This is a genomic window from Streptomyces sp. CoH27 (assembly GCF_020181035.1).
GTDB lineage: Bacteria > Actinomycetota > Actinomycetes > Streptomycetales > Streptomycetaceae > Streptomyces > Streptomyces camelliae.
In genome coordinates this window covers 103,324-120,506 of record NZ_JAIQYY010000026.1, presented here as the reverse complement: position 1 = coordinate 120,506, position 17,183 = coordinate 103,324, and the positions used below count along the sequence as shown (strand labels likewise).

The following is a 17,183-nucleotide window of genomic DNA, read 5'->3' as shown; positions in this document are numbered from 1 at the left end:
ATCGCCACCGTCGGCCCCCACAGCTCCAGCTTCGGCGTCGACGACCTCCACACCAAGGGCATCAAGGTGAAGGACGGCGTCGTGGCCAGCTTCCGCGTGGTCTGCGACGAACGCGGCGAGCGTGGCGAGGGCGGCGAGCGTGGCGAGGGCGGCCGGGGCGGCGAGGGCGGCTGGGGCGGCGAGGGCGGCTGGGACTGACCCGAAGCCCACAGCACGATACGGGGCCCCGGCCCGCCGGAATCGGGCCGGGGGTACCCCTCCCATTGTCTGACAACCCACGCGCCATGCGCACACCACCGGCCCGGACACCAGAGGTCACACCCCTGGCGCCCGGGCCGGCGTCCTTCCTCCCATCGGCCGATCCACCTGGGGATATCCGCCCCGAACGCCTCCCGCGGGCACATCTCCCCGCGCCCTCGTCATCCGTTTCCCTCCCGGCGATTCCCCACCCCCGAACGGGTGAGAAAGGGCGGAACCCGCTCGCCAGGAGGCCGGCCCGGGACCCAGGGCACGTGCAACCAATCGGCCGGTTGCACGGGGTCGTGGTGCAGCACCTGTCGGAACAGGTGACTTGCAGGTCGACATCGGCACAGAGCAGCACCTGTTCGCAACAGCGGCGGCGCTGACCGAGAGGGGGCCTCGCTGCGCGGCGGGACGAAGAGCACGGACAAGCTCGCCCGGGAGGAACTCGCCGGCCTCCGGATGGTGAGAGGTCTTGCGGCCGTGGGAGCACCCTTTGGTGTCGTAGCGTTCGCAGGCGGGTGAAGTCCACTGGCCCGGGGCACAAAGCCAGGTCAGTGGCACGCACCTGTTCCTGGAGATCCAGGCCCGAGGCTGCCGGAGCCGACGGCGCCGGCGCCCGGTGGTCCTGCGGCCGTCGTCGCATCCTGGCGGGCCACGGCCCCGGCAAGGTGAGCACCGCCCCGCCGACCACGGCATTTCTCACTGTTCCGCGTTCACCGCACGATGCGCTGGTGTGGGCGAAGCGACCCCCGGTGTTATTCAATGAGGTGTGCGATCAGGGATCTCGGGGGCCCGTCGCACGGGTCCGAGTACGGCCCCGGCACTGCGCCGGGGATTGCTGAGAGAGCCGCATGGACTCCACACCCTCTCACTCGTCCTCTTCGGCGTTCGACCTGGTCAGCAGCGCCCTGGGGCGTTACATCCCCCGCGACGGGGCGGCAGCGGCCGCCGGTCCTGCCAACGCGCAGGGCGACCGCACCGCCCGTCAACGCGTACTCGACAACGCGGCGGCCGGCCGTCAGGATCAGATTCTGGGCGCGGTCAACCTGGACAGCGATCTGAGAATCACCCGCTGCAATCTGGACGCCCCCGTATTCGCGGGTCTGGACGCCGCGGCCGGGAGTCATTTCGTCGATCTCCTGCCCCCCGGGGACGTACCGACAGTCACACGGCGGTTGCGGCAGGTCCTGGAGACCGGTGAGGCGCACGTCGCGCGGATCCAGCGCCTGCGGCGCGGCGACGGGTCGGAGCTGGTGGTCTCGATGAGCATCCTGCCCGCCGCGGTGCCTCAGGAGGGCCTCACCGTCTCCGTGATCGCCATGGCCACGAGGCTGCACCTGTACGCCTCCGAGACCGCGATCGGCACCTCGCTGGACATCGGCGAGACCGCGCAGTCGCTGGCGCAGTCCCTGCTGGCTTGGGGAGACGTGGCCGCCGTCGACCTCGACTTCGCCGTGTGGACGGGCGAGGGAGTCACCGGGCAGGGACAGGGGCGCATCCGGCTACGGCGGGCGGCCCTGGTGCCGGACCGGGCATGGCCCGAGGGGTACGTGACTCCGGGCGACGATCTTCCCAGCGACGCGAGTCGCCTGCTGGCGCAGGCGGTACGGCGGGACGACGCACCGCAGGCCATCGTCATACCCGACCGGGAGGCGGTCGAGCGGGTGCTCGGCAGTCCGCGAGTGATACGCGCCCTGGTGCCCGGTGACCGGTCGGCGGGTGTGGCGTGCATACCGCTGGTCCTGGACGGCACGCCGCCTGTCGTGCTGGGCGTGGCGGAGGTCTGGCGGCGGGCGGACCGTCCCTTCCGCGACAGCGAGCTGTTCGACCTGCAGGAACTGGTGGCCAGGACCGCCCACCACGTCGACCTGGCCCGTCAGCACCAGCGCGAGCACACGCAGGTGCTGGCGTTGCAGCGGCGGCTGCTGCCCCGGACCGGCGGTGACACGATCGAGATCGCCAGCGTCTACCAGCCCGCCACGCCCGACAGCGCGGGCGTCGGCGGCGACTGGGTGAACAGTTTTCCGCTGCCGGACGGCCGCACCGCGCTGGTGGTCGGTGACGTCGTCGGGCACGGCCTGGGAGCCGCGGCGACCATGGGCCAGCTGAGCATGGAAGCCCGCGCGCTGCTGTCTGCGGGGCTCGCGCCCGACGAGGTCCTGGAGCACCTGGACGAAACCGTGACGCTGCTGGACGACGCTGATTCCGGGCTGGCGGCCGGCTACAGCGCTCTCGGGTCGACCTGCTGCATCGCCCTCTACGACCCCGTCAGCCACCATGTGGCGCTGTCCAGCGCCGGCCACCTCCCTCCGGTCCTGGTCTCGCCGGACGGGCACGCGGGCCCGCTCGCGATCCGCCCTCACCCCGGCCTGGGCGCCGAGTTCGCGCTGCGGGAGCCCTTCGACGTGCACACGTTCGGCGCACCCCCGGGCTCCCTGCTCGCTCTCTACACCGACGGCCTGGTGGAGGATCCGGCCGTGTCGATCGACGAGGGAATCGGCAGGCTGGCGGACACCCTGTCCAGGGTGCACCCCTGGGACGCCCTGCAGCAGGCCGCACGGCACGTCGCCTCCGCGCTGGCACCCGTGCGCCAGCGCGACGATGTGACCCTGCTGCTCGCGCGGATGATCGGCTACCGCAAGGGGGACACCGCGACCTGGCGGCTGCCCGCCCGCGACGACGCCCCCGCCCGTGCCCGCGCGCAGGTCTCCGCGCTGCTGCGGCAGTGGCGCACCAGGGAAGGCACCCGGGACAACGTGCTGCTGCTGGTCAGCGAGCTGGTCACGAACGCGGTGCGCTTCGCCACCGGTCCCATCACGGTACGGCTGATCAGGTCCGGTCGGGGCCTGTTGTGCGAGGTGGGCGACACGGGCAACGGCAGGCCACGTCTGAGCCCGGGCGGCCTCCTCGACGACGGCGGTCGTGGCTTGCACGTTGTGCACAGGCTCACCACGCGGTGGGGGGTGCGGTGGACGGACACCGGCAAGGTGGTCTGGGCGGAAGTCGCCAGGTGACGCGGCCGCGCGGCGGGGGCGCGGCCGGCCGCACGGAAGCGCGGCGAGGGTACGGACGGCGTACGCATCGTCACCCGGCGACACCGACGGAACGGACGGTGGCCTCAGCCGTACCGGTGGCGTGACCGGTGATACGGACGGCCCGTCCGCGGGTACGGGTGGCGCGGGCTCGCGCTACAGCCACTCCCCCTCCAGGGCGGTGGCGGTGAGGCCCGGTGCCGCCGCGTACAGGACGGCGCGGCTGCCCGGCTTCTGCCCTGCGTCGTGCGCCCGTCGCATGATGTCGAACACGGCGGCGCCTCCGCGGTTGCCGCTGGTGTAGCTGTCCCGGCTGTAGTCGAGCAGCCCCGACGGCCACGCGTCGGGCATCGTCTGTTCCATGTACTCCAGCACCCGGGTCCCGCCGGGGTGCGCCAGCAGCACGTCGGGGTGCCAGGAGTCGGGGTCGTCCTGGTAGCGGACGCGCAGCCACTCCCACATCGCGGTGACGGTCTCCTGTACGGCGCGCGGCCCGCGCCGGTCCATCACGAAGTGGGTGCCGTCCGCCCGCGTTTCCAGGCGGTGCAGGTCTTGGGTGCCGGGCAGGGTGTGGTGCCAGGCGGAGTCCAGCCGCAGCACCGACTCGCGCCTCGGCCGGCCTGTGACCACCGCCGCGACCGCGGTGTCCGCGAACAGCAACCGGACGATCAGGGACTCAAGAGTGTCGTCCGCGGGCTGGTAGGTCGTGCTCAGCGCCTCCGCGATCACGACCAGGACCACCCGGTCGGGGTCCGCGGCCACGAGATCCGCCGCCAGCGCCAGGGAGCGGGTTCCCGCTATACAGGCCCACTGCGTGGCCGGCAGCAGCATCACGTCGTTACGGAGCTGAAGCTTGTTGGCCAGGGCGATGTCCAGACCCGGCAGCGCCGGGGTGGTGGAGTGACTGGTGATCAGGCAGTCGATGTCTGCGGCATCCAGCCCGGCGATCTGCAGGGCCCCACGCGCCGCACGCTCCCCGTAGGCCTGCACGGCCTCCCAGGCCGGCGCGGTGCGCTCCTGGACGGTCTGCGGCGCGGGTATCGACTCAAGTGCGGCGATCACGCGGTCCACGTCCTGCTGGGTGAACCCGTCGCGCGCCAGCGCCTCTTGGGCAGCCTCGGTGCCGACAGTCCGCAGGCCGCTGCCGTTGCCCGGCGCGACGACGGTCTCCAACGGCAGCATCCACCCGCGGGTCTCGATGCCCGTACTGGCCGCGATGCCGTCGATCCGCGGCGCCCACGCCGCGTGCGGGTGCCGGTCGCGCACCTCCGCCACGATCTGGCTGGTCTCCACGGCGTGCTCGCCGTGTATCACGGCAGGAGGACAGAGGTAAGCGGCCATAGCGGGGCACCTTCCCGGGGGAGGAGAAATGTCATGAGTGCTGTGTCATGGGTCACTTTGTACTTCGCACCCAAGAGGTTGCCGATGGGCTCCACTTCGGGAGTCGGCATCCGTTTCGAGCATGAACGCCAAATGGACATTTCCGCTGTGATGTAGACAACTTGGGCAGCTCTTTGAGTGCGTGACACTGCACACACGGCCAAAACAGGAAGTCCTCAAAGCGGCTCCGCAGGCCCTGCCTGACTCCCCGTCAGTCAGAGGGATTCCTGGTCATTGCCGCCTGAGCCGGGAGGCGCCCGTGGCGGCACAAACAGGTGTGGGGAGTGGGCGCCGCCGACCGGATGCGGCGCTCGGCTCCTCAGAGTGGCGAAGAATGACGCGGCCGGCGCGCTGTCCCAGCACTGGCCTGTGCGGCGACCGACCGACAGCCTGATTTCCAACTCGGCTTCCAGGGTGGCGAATTCACGGTCGGTGTATCAGCAGCCGAGGGCGGAATGGAAGATCACCGGCCCGGGGGGCGGCGTCGGCGGCAGGCGGACCGCAGCGCCTCGATGACCGGCTCGGTGCGCGGGTGGCCGGGGGCGCCCAGCCGGGCCCCGCCGGGAGGCGATGTCGTTGACGGTGGCCAGGCAGAGCCTGCCACCGTCGGTAGGAACGTAGATGAAGTCGCCGCGCCAGCGGGCGTCACCGCGCTCGGGTCGGACCGGAAGTCGCACAGGAGCAGGTAGAGGCGGGTGGTCGCGTACGGGTCGGGGATGGTGGTGCGGTGTCGTCGTCTGCGGCGCCGGCCACGGCCGTACGGCAGCAACGGATTGACCTGGCCGTCCCCGAGTGCACCAGCTTGCCAGCCCTCCCCCGCGCATCTGCGCCGCTTGTTCGAGTGGGGTCGTGTACGTCGCGGGCGCCGCTGCTCGCTCGGCCTGGTGGCTCGCACAGCATTGGCTGCGTGTTCAATTCGGCGAACAGCCTGGGGGCTCAGAGTGCGATCGACAGCCGATACGATGGGCCACCGCTTCGGCCACTGCGCTGTTGCTCACCAGGGGGAGATTCGTGTCCAGCCGTGTTCAGCCGGTGCAGCATGCCGACCCGCGCCGCGTAGGTCACTACCGCATCGTAGGACGGCTTGGATCCGGCGGTATGGGCACGGTGTATGCCGCGCTCGATGCTGCGGGAGAGCGCATGGCCGTCAAAGTCGTCCATCCAGCGCAGGCTGCAGACGGTGAGTTCCGTGCTCGCTTCCGGAGGGAAGTACAACTCTCCCAGCGGGTCACGGGGCCGTGCCTGGTGCCGATCCGCGATGCCGACACCGAAGCTGAGGTTCCCTGGCTTGCCACGCCCTTCGTTCCCGGCCCCACCCTCGACCGGCATGTGACGGTCAGCGGTCCCCTGGCCGGAGCCCCTCTGTACGCGCTCGCCGCCGGTACCGCGGCCGCACTTTCCACGGTCCACGCCGCGGGCATCGTCCATCGGGACGTGAAGCCGCAGAACGTCATCCTCGCCCCTTCGGGGCCGCACGTACTGGACTTCGGTATCGCCCACGCGCTGGACGGTACTTCCGTCACGCGCACCGGCGTGACGACCGGCACACCCGGCTGGATCAGCCCCGAGCACTACCGCACCGGCGCTGTCGGCCCGGAAGGAGACGTGTTCGCTTGGGGAGCTCTCGTCGCCTACGCCGCAACCGGCCGTCTTCCTTTCGGCACTGGCGCTGCAGACGCTGTGGCATTCCGCGTCATGTCGAGTGAGCCGGAGTTGGAGGGCGTGCCGACCGACCTGCGACGTCTGGTCGAGCAGGCCCTGGCCAAAGAGCCGTCCGATCGTCCGACTGCCACCGAGCTCGCACGTGAGTGCACCGAGTTGCTCGCCGCCCAGACAACTGCCGTCGTCTTGCCCAGCGGTCAGCAGCCTACGCTGATATCCGATCTGGTCAGCCTGCACTGGGACCTGGCGGCCGAAGACGAGCCGACTTGGCCTGTCCCGTCACATCGCGGCAGCCGCATCCGGCTCTATCTGGCCGTCGCCGCCGCGGCCGCCGTCCTCGGCAGCGTCGGCGGTGCCCTGGCCGCCTCCCAGTCGTCCGGCGCCGCCCAAGGCAAGAGCCCCTCGCCGACCAACCGGACGACCACAGCCGCCACCGCTGCCGCTGCGGTTCAGGGGTCCACCCCGCAATCAAACGGCCCTACTCCGTCTCGCTCCGAAGAGCCGGCCGCCCCGCAGAGCCCGCAACAGGCAGCTGTTCCCTCCCCCGCGTACACCCGCAGCGACGACGCGCAGCCCACCATCGACGAATGGGTGAACGCGCGAGTGCCGGCCACGCCGGCTGAGAAGACGGCCGCCCAGCAGCTGACCGACGACACAACCTCCGTGCTTCGGGGACAGCAGTACATGGGCGACACCGTGACCGTGACCTTCAACCCCGAGGCCCAGACCATGTTCGTCACCTTCGGCCCAGGGACGTACCCCGAAGGGCAGGACTACCACGACGACACCAACTGGACCGATGTCGTCCGCGGCCTCATGTTCGGCAGCTGTTCCGAAGCCCAGCAAGACTTCCACAACGACATCACCTGGCCCTACGGCCGCGCCGTCGTCGTCTACCGCGAATCCATGGCCAGCCCCGTCATCGCCGACTTCCGCGACGTCACCCACATCGACAGCTGTCGCGTATAGACCTCGCACAGCCCCCTCCGTACAGCCGGCGAAGAGGACCAGGAGAGGGCGCGCACGCCCATTGCTCACCGCAGGAGCGGCCGGAGCCGTTCCCACTGAGTACCCGTCAGATCGCCTCTGTCTCCTGCGGTCCTGCCAACGACTGGGCTGACCGTCAGGGCGCTGTCCAGGGCGTGGTGATGCTCGGCACCGACGCTGCATACGGTAGAGGGGCCCGGCGGAGTGAGAGGACGCAAAAACGTGGATGTGTACGAGGCCGTGGACAGTCGCCGTGCTGTGCGAGCGTTCAGCGATGAGCCGGTATCCAGAGAGATACTCGAACGAGTGCTGGCTGCGGCGACGCGGGCTCCGTCGAGCGGGAACCTCCAGCCGTGGCACGTATACGTGGTGACCGGCGAGCCCTTGGCCGAACTGAAGAGGCGCGCGACGGCCCGGGCACTGGCGGGAGACCCGGGTGATGAGCGGGAGTATCCGATGTACCCGGCCGAATTGACGTCGCCGTACCTGGACCGTTTTTCCGCCGCGGCCGCCCAGCGATACCAGGCGTTGGGAATCGAGCGCGACGACCCCGACAGGCCCAAGCGGATCGCCGCCTTGAACACGGGGGCCTTCGGGGCGCCGGTCGTCCTGTTCTGCTACCTCGACCGGACAATGGGGCCCGGGCAGTGGGGGGATGCGGGGATGTACTTGCAGACGGTCATGCTGTTGCTGAGGGCGGAAGGGCTGCACAGCTGCCCCCAGGTGATGTGGACCATGTACCGCAATACCGTCAGCCAGACAGTCGGAGCCGACGACGGGCTCGTACTGTTCTGCGGCGTCTCGGTGGGATTCGAGAAGGAAGGCGTGCCACGGCTGCGTACCGGGCGGGCGGACATGGCGGAAACAGTGAGCTTCATCGGAGTGTGACCGCAAGGTCGCCAAGATCCACAGGACAGACCGTCTCCACAGCTCAGCGGACCGAGCCGGCGAGGTTGCGTCGACCGCGCCGCGTTCTGGGCTCCGTGAGATCGCCGCCGGGACAACCCGAGTGAGCCACCCTCCAGCACCGCGAACAACCGTGAGCGGAGGTGTAGTTGAGCCACCCCATCGGGTGTGGTCCGGGCTGCGGAGCAGGGCGCGTCCATGCCGGTGCTGATCAAGCTGACCGGACATACGTCGGTTCGAAGCCTCACGAAGTACGCGCGGGTGTCCGATAAAGGTCTCCCGAACTCCTTGTGCGAAGCGGCATTTCATGACCTGTTCCAGGGGCAAGTACGGTCTGATTCATGGAGTGGAGCTTTCAGACAGCCGAAGAACTCGCGGCCGCCTTGCGTGCCGGTGAAGTGACCTCGGCGGAACTGGCCGAAGAGGCGATCGCCCGTATCGAGCGGGACGACAAGGCGATCAACGCGATCTGTGTGCCGGACTTCGACCGTGCACAGGTCGCCGCGCGCGATGCCGACCAGGCGCGCGCCCGCGGTGAGGACCGGCCGCTGCTCGGCATTCCGGTGACGGTCAAGGAGTCCTACAACATCGCCGGGTTGCCCACGACCTGGGGCATTCCGCAGCACCGGAACTACATGCCGGCCGAGGACGCGGTGCAGGTGTCGCGACTCAAGGCCGCAGGCGCGGTGGTGCTCGGTAAGACCAATGTGCCCCCGGGACTGCAAGACATCCAGAGCTTCAACGAGATCTACGGCACCACCAACAACCCGTGGGATCACGGTCGCACGCCGGGTGGATCCTCCGGCGGATCAGCGGCGGCCCTGGCGTCCGGATTCGGCGCGCTGTCCATCGGTTCCGACATCGGCGGTTCGTTGCGCACCCCCGCGCACTTCTGCGGTGTCTACGCGCACAAGCCGACACTCGGACTGGCGGCGAACCGCGGTATGGTCCCGCCGCCCGCGCCGGCACTGCCGGTCGACCTTGACCTCGCCGTCGTCGGTCCGATGGCGCGCACTGCCCGCGACCTCACGCTCCTGCTCGACGTCATGGCCGGACCGGACCCCCTCACGCTCGGTGTGGCCCACGACTTGACGCTGCCGCCCGCGCGCCACGAGCGGCTCTGCGACTTCCGGGTCTTGGTCCTCGACACGCATCCGCTCATTCCGACCGGGTCCGCTGTGCGGGCGGGCGTGAACCGGGTGGCCGACGCGCTTGTCGACGGCGGCGCCCGCGTCCAACGGCACAGTCCGCTGCTGCCCGATCTGACCGAAGCCGCGGTGCTCTACACGCAGTTGCTGTTTTCGAGCTCCGCTGCGCGTTTTCCTGTCGAAGCGTACGAGCAGCTGCGGACCCTCGCTGCCGGACTGAGCGCAGACGACCGGAGTCTCGATGCGACGCGGCTGCGCGGCATGGTGTTGAGCCACCGCGACTGGATCGAGGCGAACAGCCGTCGCGAGCTCCACCGCCACGGCTGGCGGCAGCTCTTCGCCGAGTTCGACGCCGTGGTGTGCCCCATCACCCCCACTCCCGCGTTCCCGCACGACCACAACCCCGATCCGAGGGAACGCCGGATCGACATCGACGGCGTCGCGTACCCGTACCTCGACCAGCTCGTCTGGGCCGGTGTGGCCACCATGCCCGGCCTACCCGCCACCGCCGTACCAGCGGGCCGGTCCCCCGAGGGACTGCCGGTGGGAGTGCAGCTCATCGGTCCGATGTTCGAGGATCGCACCTCGCTGCGGCTGGCCGAACTGCTTGAGCAGAAGATCGGCGGCTTCCAGGCACCGAAGTAGGGCGTACTACCCGGTGTCCGTCGAGGACGAAGTGCCTCCAGGCAACCTTTGTTGATCTCCTCGATCCGTGCGGCGATCCTGTCCTGAAGGCGCCACAGGGCCTCCTCGGCGTCTGCGTCTGCGTCTGCGTGCCCGCGGTAGCGTCCAAGGTCCACTGGCCGTCGTCACGCGGTGCACTCGCCCGGAGCGGTTGGGCGGTTCGTCCCGGAAGGAGAGCCGGAAGCACTGCCCACCCGGCGCAGTCACGGCGCTCAGACCGTCGCCGTTGTGGACGCGATCCTGGAGACCGCCGTCGCGCTCGCGGCCGAGCACGGCCTGGCGACAGTGACGATGTCACACATCGCGAAAGAACCCGGGATCGGGCGCGCGACGCTGTACACGTACTTCCCGGACGTCCAGTCGATCCTGATCGCCTGGCACGAACACCACATCGCCGCGCACCGGGCCCGGCTCGCCCAGGCCCGGGAGCACGCCGATGGGCCGGCGGAACAGCGCGAAGCGGTCCTGTGCGAGTACGCGCACATCGCCCACGAGCGACGCGATGACGGCGAGATCGCCGCCCTCGGCCACCGGGACCAGCACGTCGTCCAGGTCCAGCGGCCATTGCACGGCCCGGTGCGCGACGTCATCACCGAAGCGGGCCACGGCGGGCCCTGTCCGCGACGACGTCTCCCCCGGCGAACCGGCCGGCTATTGCCTGCGCGCCCTGTCCGCCGCCGCACGGCTGCCCTCCGAGGAAGCCGTCGACCGTCTCGTCGACGTCACCCTCTCCGGCCTCCGACCGTCACCCTGAGAAAAACGGACCCTCACCACTGAGTGCGGAGCGCCTGCGGGCGTTCAGGGCCGACCGCTCGGCCCCGGGCCGAGGCGTTCGCGGCCGGCCTTCCCGACGTCGCCGCGCAGCTGCACACGGACGCCCCGGAACCGTACCCGAGCGCGGTCGGGGCCGATGGGCTGTACGACGATCCCCAACGGCCCACCGGCGGTGCGTGCTGGGCAAGTTCGCCGACGGAAAGTGAAGCCGCGTCAGCTTGTGGGAAGGCTGAACGTGTAGCCCTGCCCGGTCAGCCAGGGAAGCAGTTGGCGCAGGGCTGCTACGGTCTGGCTGCGGTCGCCGCCGCCATCGTGCATGAGGATGATGCCGCCGGGACGCAGTTCCTGTTTCGCGGTGGCAAGGATCGAGGCGACACCGGGGCGCGACCAGTCACGGGTGTCGACGGTCCAGCCCAGCGGGCGTAGACCGGCTTGCACAGCTATCTGGCGGTTATCGGGGCTGAAGTCACCGCCGGGGGCACGAAACCACCTGATCCGGGTGCCTGGCCCGCCAGCCTTGCTGATCATGTCCTTGGCCGCGGTGATCTCGTGGACCTGCCGGTCGTGTGGGAGGGTGCGCATCGGTTGGGGGTGGTCCACGGTGTGGTCACACAGCAGGTGGCCGTCGGCGATGATGCGCTTGACCAGGGCGGGGTTCGCGGCCGCCTGTGTGCCGACCTGGCAGAAGGTCGCCTTGGCGTGGTACTGCGCGAGCAAGTCCAGGATTTGGCCGGTGGCCGTCCCCGGGCCGTCGTCGAAGGTGAGTGCCACGGTCCGGCCGCCCGCCGCCGTGCTGTAGGCGATCGAGGCACTCGGGGCCTTGCCATGGGTGGCGTGCGCGCTGTTGTCAGATGCGGCGCTTGCGCTCGTGCTGATGCCGGCCAAGGCGAATGAGACGGCAATCGTGCAGCCGACAACCACACGGCGCAACAGGCGGACGGAGTCTGGATTCGGCATGCCGTACTTACTCCTGGCATTGCTGGCCATTCAGGGATGGCGACGACGGGTCCCCACGACGATGACCGAATGTCTCACCGAAGCAAAGCATTCGCTGATATTTGGGGCTTTTGTCACAACTCGATACATGGTGACTGTGTGTTTCAGTACCGCTACTCTTCGGCAGCCAGAGACGGAATGCCGGCCACGGGCTCGGGCTGCTCCTGTCAGGCGGTCCCACGGTGATACGAACGCAGCCCGGCTGCTCTGACCTGGTGCGCTTACGCTTCGTCGGGGCACAGCACGCCGAAGCCGCCGACATACCTCACCAGCACGGGGTACCGGGCACGGCACGGGTGCACGCCCGGCCCGCACCTGTCGTGGCACCCTGTCGCCGGGCCGGAAGCCGTCCTTCTCCAGACTTTGACGTGTCTCATGAGACATGTGGTGACGGTCGCCGGCTTGCCTTGCTCATGAATGGGCCCGCGAGGAGGATCAGACCGGTTCTCGTCGTAATGGGCTGAGGGCTGTGTTCGGTGCAGGCGTCCGTGCGTTTGTCCAACGGTCGATAGATGAAGGTTCTCGACCCTCGGCACCGTGCAGCTGGCGTCACATCATGTGACGCCACACCGCAGACTTTCCGAGGGCTCCTGCTGGGCCCCGCCATCGATCGCCCGGTCAGGCGTCGGGTGCAGAGGCAGGCGAGGGCGGTTCGGCGTCGCTGATGTGGGTGGCGAGGTTGGCTTCGAGGCGTTCGAGGACGGCGAGGGTCTCACTGAGTTCAGCACCGGTGAGACCGCCGGCCACGTAGTCCTCCAGGCGGGCCCAGAGGTCTTCGACCTGTCGGCGCAGGGCCTGGCTGGCGGCAGTGGGTTCGACCAGGACGGAACGCTTGTCGCTGGTGGAGCGCACGCGGCGCACGAAACCGGCCTTCTCCAGACGCTGGATGGTGCGGGTCATGGTGGCAGCGTCGGCGCCGACGTGCCGGGCCAGGTCGGTCTGGCGCATCCGGCCGCGGTCCCACAGCTGCATCATGACGAGTTCCTGGGCCGGGTGCAGGCCGACCTCGCGCAGCAGCTGGCCGGCGAGCATGCGGTGCAGACGGGCCACCCGGAAGATCGCATGGCTGATCGGTCCGCGGCGTGCAGCCTCGGGGAGTTCCCCGGTCGCGGGGGCCTGGGGCATTGCCTCGGATTCCACGGTGCTTCCCTCTGCCTTCTCAACGTGCGGCCGTGCTTGCAGCGCATGTCTGCGGCGGCCGGTGCTGGGCCGACCGCCGCGGACAGCCCTCAGGTCCGCATCCTGAGGGCAGGGTATGTGCTGCTCAGGTGCGGCATGTCCGGTGGGCTTGGGTCTGTCGCCGAAGCGTCAGGCGCGGGCTTCCTCCAGCGTCGGGTAGTCGGTGAACCCCTTCTCGTCCCCGCCGTAGAAGGTGGCCGGATCGGGCGCGTTGAACGGGCCGCCCTGGGCCAGTCGGGCGGGCAGGTCGGGGTTGGCGAGGAAGAGGGCTCCGTAGGCGACCAGGTCGGTGGTGCCGTCCTCGATGAGCTCCAACTCGGCTGGTCCGGTGGGCTCCTGGCCGGTGAAGGGGTTGAGGATGAAGGCCGTGGGCCATGCCTTGCGCAGCCGGAGCGTCAGATCGCGCGCGCCGGGGGCTTCCATCTGGTGCAGGTAGGCGAGGCTCAGCGGGGCGAGGGCCTCGACCAGGGCGGCGTAGGTGGCCTCGGCGTCGGCGGTGTCGGACTCGTCGATGTCGTTGTAGCGGTTGCCCGGAGACATGCGGAAGCCGACCTTGTCCGCGCCGACTGCCTCGGCGACGGCCTTGGCGGTCTCCACGGCGAAGCGGATGCGCTGCTCGGGGCTGCCGCCCCATTCGTCGGTGCGCTGGTTGCTGTTCGGGGCGAGGAACTGGTGGATGAGGTAGCCGTTGGCGCCGTGCAGCTCGACGCCGTCGAAACCCGCCTCGACGGCGTTGCGCGCGGCGGCAGCGAAGTCCGCGATGGTGGCGCGGATCTCCGCGTCGGTGAGTTCATGCGGGGTGACGAAGTCCTGGGGGCCTTCATGGGTGTACACCCGCCCGGCGGCCCGGACGGCGGAGGGGCCGACGGGCTGCAGGCCCATGAGCGCCGGGTGTCCGACCCGTCCGGTGTGCATGATCTGCAGATAGATCACGCCGCCCTGGGCGTGTACGGCGTCAGTCACGTTTCGCCAGGCAGCGACCTGCTGTGCGGTGTGGATGCCGGGGGTGTCGGGGTAGCCCTGACCGACCCTGGAGGGCTGGACACCTTCGGTGACGATCAGCCCGGCGGAGGCGCGCTGCGCGTAGTAGTCGGCCATCAACGGCATGGGGCTCTGGCCGGGGCCGTAGGCGCGGCTTCGGGTCATCGGTGCCATCACCAGGCGGTTGGCCAGGCGCTTGCCGCCCAGCTCGTAGGGCTCGAATGCCTTCGACATCGTCATCTCTCTTCGGGCGATGGGGCTGTGTGGACGGGGGCGCGGCTTCCCGCGACCTCATTACTTGTCCGAACAGTTAAATCCCGAACCGATCTTCCCGGAAGCGCATGTGAGCCGCATCACGTGGATGGCAAGTGCCGCGCAAAGGTGCAGATGTACGGTTGCTTGCAGGCGCGCAGAAGTCACCTAGAAGGCGGGTCAAGGCCATTACTTGCTCGAACAACTTCGTGCGGGGATCAAGTGGATTCGACTCCACGTCCAGCTCAATGTCGGCACGGCTCCTCCCCAGCCCCCGAGAGGGGCTCAGCCGCGCATCCCCTGCAGCATCACGCCCAGGTAGCGGCGGCCGGACTCCAGGCGTGCCGACCGGTCTTCGCTGTGGACGTTGGCGGCGAAGGCGATCCCGCACATGAGCGGCAGCAGATCGCCCCAGGTGACGACGCCATGGACGAGGCCTTCCGTGCGCGCGCGGTCGAGCAGTCGGCCGGCCAGTGAGTCCAGCGTGGCGGTCAGCTCCTCTGGATAGTTAATCCAAGTCATGCCCGCCCTGGCCGAGCACTTCACCGTTATCGCCCCTGACCTGCGGGGCATGGGCGCCAGTGACAAGCCCGCCACCGGTTACGACGCCGCCACACTCGCTGACGACATGGCGGAGTTGATGACCGAGCTGGGGCATGAGAGCTTCGCCGTCGTCGGCTATGACCTGGGCATGCTGGTCGGCTACGCCCTGGCCGCGAGCCATCGTGAACGCGTCACCCGCCTCGTCGGCGCCGAGTCGATCCTTTCCGGTCTCTCGCCGTCCCCGCCGCTGATGTCGGACCCGGCGACCAACGAGTTCCTGTGGCACTTCGCCTTCAACCGCCTCACGGACATCAACGAGCGCATAGTCGCCGGCCGCGAGGAGATCTACTTCGGCTACAACTTCACGACCAAGACCGCCGTCCCGGGCGCCATCCCGCAGCAGGCCATCGACGTCTACGTCGACCAGCTGCGCGATCCGGCCGCGCTGCGCGCCAGCTTCGAGTACTACCGCACCCTCGACACGTCCGCTGAGCACGCTCTGCGCTGGCGCGACGAGGGCCCGCTCACGATCCCGGTCCTGGCGATAGGCGGCCAGCACAGCACCGGCACCATGCCCGAGGAGACCCTGCGCCTCGTGGCCACGGACGTCAGAGGAGTGACATGCAGAGGCCGGCACCGACGGTGCGCAGCACCAGCGAGACCAGAGCGATACGACCGGCGCGGGCAACCGCCCCGGCAGCGGTGCCCACGATCGTGAGCGGAGGGCACCCATGAGCGCCGACGTCATCGTCTCGGGCGCAGGCCCGGTCGGTCTGCTGACCGCCGCGCTCCTGGCCTCGGCCGGGGTGAAGGTGGAGGTCTTCGAGCGGCTCACCGAGCGCAGCGAGAACTCCCGTGCCGCCGTCCTGCATCCCCGCACGCTGGAGGTCCTCACCACCGTGCGGGCCGAGGACGGCCGCACGCTCACCGACATTCTGCTGTCGCACGGCCACACGGTGCCCCGGACGCACTTCGGCATGCTCCCGCAGCTGCTGAATTACACCGAGCTGGACACCCCCACCCCTACATCCTGCAGATCACCCAGGCCACCACCGAGAGGGTGCTCGCCTCGCTCGTCGAAGCACGCGGCATCCCGGTGCACTACGGCCAGGAGGTCACCGGATTCGAGCAGGACGACACCGGCGTGCGCGTGCGCGCAGGCGACACCGTCCACACGGCCCGATACCTGGTCGGAGCCGACGGCGCATGGAGCCAGGTCCGCCAGCAGGCCGGCGTCGAGTTTCCCGGCACGCCCGGCAACACGGTGTCCTACCTTGCAGACGTCCACTTGGACGCGGCACCGGAGCACGCGGCTCACGTCTGGGATCAGGAGAACGGCTGGGTCGGTGTCGTGCCGCTCTTCGACGGCATCCAACGCGTGTTCGGCGTTCTGCCCGAGGACACCGGCCTGACGCCCGAGCAGGTCGCCGCCCGGCGGAGCCAGCCGCTCACCGTCGAGGACCTGCGCGGCATCCTCAAGCGCATCGTCGGCACCGACTACGGGCTGCGCAGCGCGGTGTGGATCTCCACGGCCGGCAACACCACCCGCCACGCCAGCCAGTACCGGGCCGGCCGTGTCTTCGTGGCCGGTGATGCCGCGCACGTGCACTTTCCGGCGGGTGGCCAGGGAGTCAACGTCGGCATGCAGGACGCCGTCAACCTCGCATGGAAGCTCGCGGCCGAGGTCAAGGGCCGGGCCACACCCCTGATCACCGGCGGCGCAGCCTCCTACGACCGTGAACGCCGCCCGGTGGCCGAGTCACTGGCGCAGAACACGCAGGCCCAGACCGCGTTGATGACCACGTTCACCCCCCAAGGCGCGGCAATGCGCGAGCTGATGAGCACGCTGCTCGCCCGTCCGGAGACCAACGCGCACCTGGCCGGACTGCTGTCAGGGCTCAGCGTCTCCTACGACACCCCCGATGCGGGCCACCCGCTGGACGGGCACCGCGTGCCGGACCTGCACCTGCCGGACGGGGACACACTGCTGCGCCGACTGCGCGTCGATCGCTTCCTGTTGGTGGACTTCACCCCAGCCGACGAGTTCGACGCGCTGGGCTCGCCGACGGTAGAGGTGGTTCCCGCCAGGCCCTGGTCCGGATTGGCGGCCGCGCTGGTACGGCCCGACGGACACCTCGCCCGCGCGTGGAACACAGCGGACGCCCACCAGGTCATAGCGGCACTGACCGACTGGGGCGGCTCCTGACAGCACGCGTCCACCTGGCCGCTCACTCCTCCCCCTGACGAAAGGACGACCCCCACCATGTCCTTCACCGAAGAAGAGATCGCCTACATCCGCGCGCAACACCTGGCCCGCGTCGCGACCGTCTCGGCAGACCGGCAGCCCGACGTCACCCCGGTCGTGACCTCACGCCCCACCCGTGCCGTTCGGTGACCGTGTCCGGTGACGAGTGGT

At 69.6% G+C, this 17,183-nt stretch carries 13 protein-coding genes and 3 pseudogenes; 11 read left to right on the top strand and 5 right to left on the bottom strand.

Going from position 1 to position 17,183, the window contains the following annotated elements; translation table 11 throughout:
- Together LE548_RS35685 and LE548_RS35680 are read left to right on the top strand one after the other, a co-directional pair.
- Positions 1-198 (top strand): annotated as a pseudogene (locus LE548_RS35685) (hypothetical protein); the annotation flags it as partial.
- Between the two features lie 896 nt (positions 199-1,094).
- Complete coding sequence (locus tag LE548_RS35680; protein WP_225101171.1) at positions 1,095-3,257, top strand: SpoIIE family protein phosphatase; 2,163 nt, start codon at positions 1,095-1,097, stop codon at positions 3,255-3,257.
- Positions 3,258-3,431: 174 nt separating this feature from the next.
- Here the strand turns inward: LE548_RS35680 and LE548_RS35675 are convergent, their stop codons facing one another.
- Positions 3,432-4,616, bottom strand: coding sequence for a type III polyketide synthase (locus LE548_RS35675; protein WP_225101170.1), 1,185 nt, complete (start codon positions 4,614-4,616; stop codon positions 3,432-3,434).
- Positions 4,617-5,504: 888 nt separating this feature from the next.
- Here LE548_RS35675 and LE548_RS35670 point away from each other — a divergent pair.
- The 4 genes from LE548_RS35670 to LE548_RS35655 all read left to right on the top strand — a co-directional run bounded on the left by LE548_RS35670 (position 5,505) and on the right by LE548_RS35655 (position 10,819).
- Positions 5,505-7,286: a serine/threonine-protein kinase gene (locus tag LE548_RS35670; RefSeq protein WP_225101169.1), complete on the top strand. Its 1,782-nt coding sequence runs from the start codon at positions 5,505-5,507 to the stop codon at positions 7,284-7,286.
- Positions 7,287-7,526: 240 nt separating this feature from the next.
- Positions 7,527-8,192 carry a nitroreductase family protein gene (locus LE548_RS35665; protein WP_225101168.1) on the top strand — a complete coding sequence of 222 codons (666 nt, stop codon included), beginning with the start codon at positions 7,527-7,529 and terminating at the stop codon, positions 8,190-8,192.
- 359 nt (positions 8,193-8,551) lie between these two features.
- Complete coding sequence (locus tag LE548_RS35660; RefSeq protein ID WP_225101167.1) at positions 8,552-10,003, top strand: amidase; 1,452 nt, start codon at positions 8,552-8,554, stop codon at positions 10,001-10,003.
- Between the two features lie 330 nt (positions 10,004-10,333).
- Entirely contained in the window at positions 10,334-10,819 is a 486-nt protein-coding gene (locus tag LE548_RS35655; RefSeq protein WP_308030980.1) for a TetR/AcrR family transcriptional regulator, read from the top strand.
- 210 nt (positions 10,820-11,029) lie between these two features.
- Here the strand turns inward: LE548_RS35655 and LE548_RS35650 are convergent, their stop codons facing one another.
- The 4 genes from LE548_RS35650 to LE548_RS35635 all read right to left on the bottom strand — a co-directional run bounded on the left by LE548_RS35650 (position 11,030) and on the right by LE548_RS35635 (position 14,746).
- The gene (locus tag LE548_RS35650; protein WP_225101166.1) at positions 11,030-11,773 is read right to left on the bottom strand and encodes a polysaccharide deacetylase family protein; all 744 of its coding nucleotides are present in this window, start codon (positions 11,771-11,773) and stop codon (positions 11,030-11,032) included.
- A 657-nt stretch (positions 11,774-12,430) separates the two neighbouring features.
- Positions 12,431-12,937, bottom strand: a complete 507-nt coding sequence (locus LE548_RS35645) for a MarR family winged helix-turn-helix transcriptional regulator (RefSeq protein WP_225101183.1) — start codon at positions 12,935-12,937, stop codon at positions 12,431-12,433.
- 183 nt (positions 12,938-13,120) lie between these two features.
- Positions 13,121-14,206, bottom strand: coding sequence for an alkene reductase (locus LE548_RS35640; RefSeq protein WP_225101165.1), 1,086 nt, complete (start codon positions 14,204-14,206; stop codon positions 13,121-13,123).
- Between the two features lie 303 nt (positions 14,207-14,509).
- The gene (locus tag LE548_RS35635; RefSeq protein WP_225101164.1) at positions 14,510-14,746 is read right to left on the bottom strand and encodes a hypothetical protein; all 237 of its coding nucleotides are present in this window, start codon (positions 14,744-14,746) and stop codon (positions 14,510-14,512) included.
- Here LE548_RS35635 and LE548_RS35630 point away from each other — a divergent pair.
- The 5 genes and pseudogenes from LE548_RS35630 (at position 14,745) to LE548_RS35620 (ending at position 17,162) form a co-directional block, all read left to right on the top strand.
- Positions 14,745-15,485 (top strand): alpha/beta hydrolase, encoded by a 741-nt coding sequence (locus tag LE548_RS35630; RefSeq protein ID WP_225101163.1) that lies wholly within the window; start codon positions 14,745-14,747, stop codon positions 15,483-15,485. The two genes, LE548_RS35635 and LE548_RS35630, sit on opposite strands and share 2 nt — an antisense overlap.
- A 13-nt stretch (positions 15,486-15,498) precedes the next feature.
- A pseudogene (locus tag LE548_RS46720) lies at positions 15,499-15,669 on the top strand (FAD-dependent monooxygenase); the annotation flags it as partial.
- Positions 15,670-15,722: 53 nt separating this feature from the next.
- Positions 15,723-16,532, top strand: a pseudogene (locus LE548_RS46715) (FAD-dependent monooxygenase); the annotation flags it as partial.
- 30 nt (positions 16,533-16,562) lie between these two features.
- Complete coding sequence (locus LE548_RS46710; protein ID WP_374116218.1) at positions 16,563-16,973, top strand: hypothetical protein; 411 nt, start codon at positions 16,563-16,565, stop codon at positions 16,971-16,973.
- Positions 16,974-17,030: 57 nt separating this feature from the next.
- On the top strand, positions 17,031-17,162 hold the full coding sequence (locus tag LE548_RS35620) for a pyridoxamine 5'-phosphate oxidase family protein (RefSeq protein ID WP_225101162.1): 132 nt from the start codon (positions 17,031-17,033) through the stop codon (positions 17,160-17,162).
- Positions 17,163-17,183: the final 21 nt, after the last annotated feature.

Excerpts from the sequence above, each read along its gene's own strand:
- LE548_RS35680 (WP_225101171.1), top strand. The coding sequence starts at position 1,095 with ATGGACTCCACACCCTCTCACTCGTCCTCTTCGGCGTTCGACCTGGTC.
- LE548_RS35675 (WP_225101170.1), bottom strand. The coding sequence starts at position 4,616 with ATGGCCGCTTACCTCTGTCCTCCTGCCGTGATACACGGCGAGCACGCC.
- LE548_RS35660 (WP_225101167.1), top strand. The coding sequence starts at position 8,552 with ATGGAGTGGAGCTTTCAGACAGCCGAAGAACTCGCGGCCGCCTTGCGT.
- LE548_RS35655 (WP_308030980.1), top strand. The coding sequence starts at position 10,334 with ATGTCACACATCGCGAAAGAACCCGGGATCGGGCGCGCGACGCTGTAC.
- LE548_RS35650 (WP_225101166.1), bottom strand. The coding sequence starts at position 11,773 with ATGCCGAATCCAGACTCCGTCCGCCTGTTGCGCCGTGTGGTTGTCGGC.
- LE548_RS35645 (WP_225101183.1), bottom strand. The coding sequence starts at position 12,937 with ATGCCCCAGGCCCCCGCGACCGGGGAACTCCCCGAGGCTGCACGCCGC.
- LE548_RS35640 (WP_225101165.1), bottom strand. The coding sequence starts at position 14,206 with ATGTCGAAGGCATTCGAGCCCTACGAGCTGGGCGGCAAGCGCCTGGCC.
- LE548_RS35630 (WP_225101163.1), top strand. The coding sequence starts at position 14,745 with ATGCCCGCCCTGGCCGAGCACTTCACCGTTATCGCCCCTGACCTGCGG.
- LE548_RS35635 (WP_225101164.1), bottom strand. The coding sequence starts at position 14,746 with ATGACTTGGATTAACTATCCAGAGGAGCTGACCGCCACGCTGGACTCA.
- LE548_RS46710 (WP_374116218.1), top strand. The coding sequence starts at position 16,563 with ATGACCACGTTCACCCCCCAAGGCGCGGCAATGCGCGAGCTGATGAGC.
- LE548_RS35620 (WP_225101162.1), top strand. The coding sequence starts at position 17,031 with ATGTCCTTCACCGAAGAAGAGATCGCCTACATCCGCGCGCAACACCTG.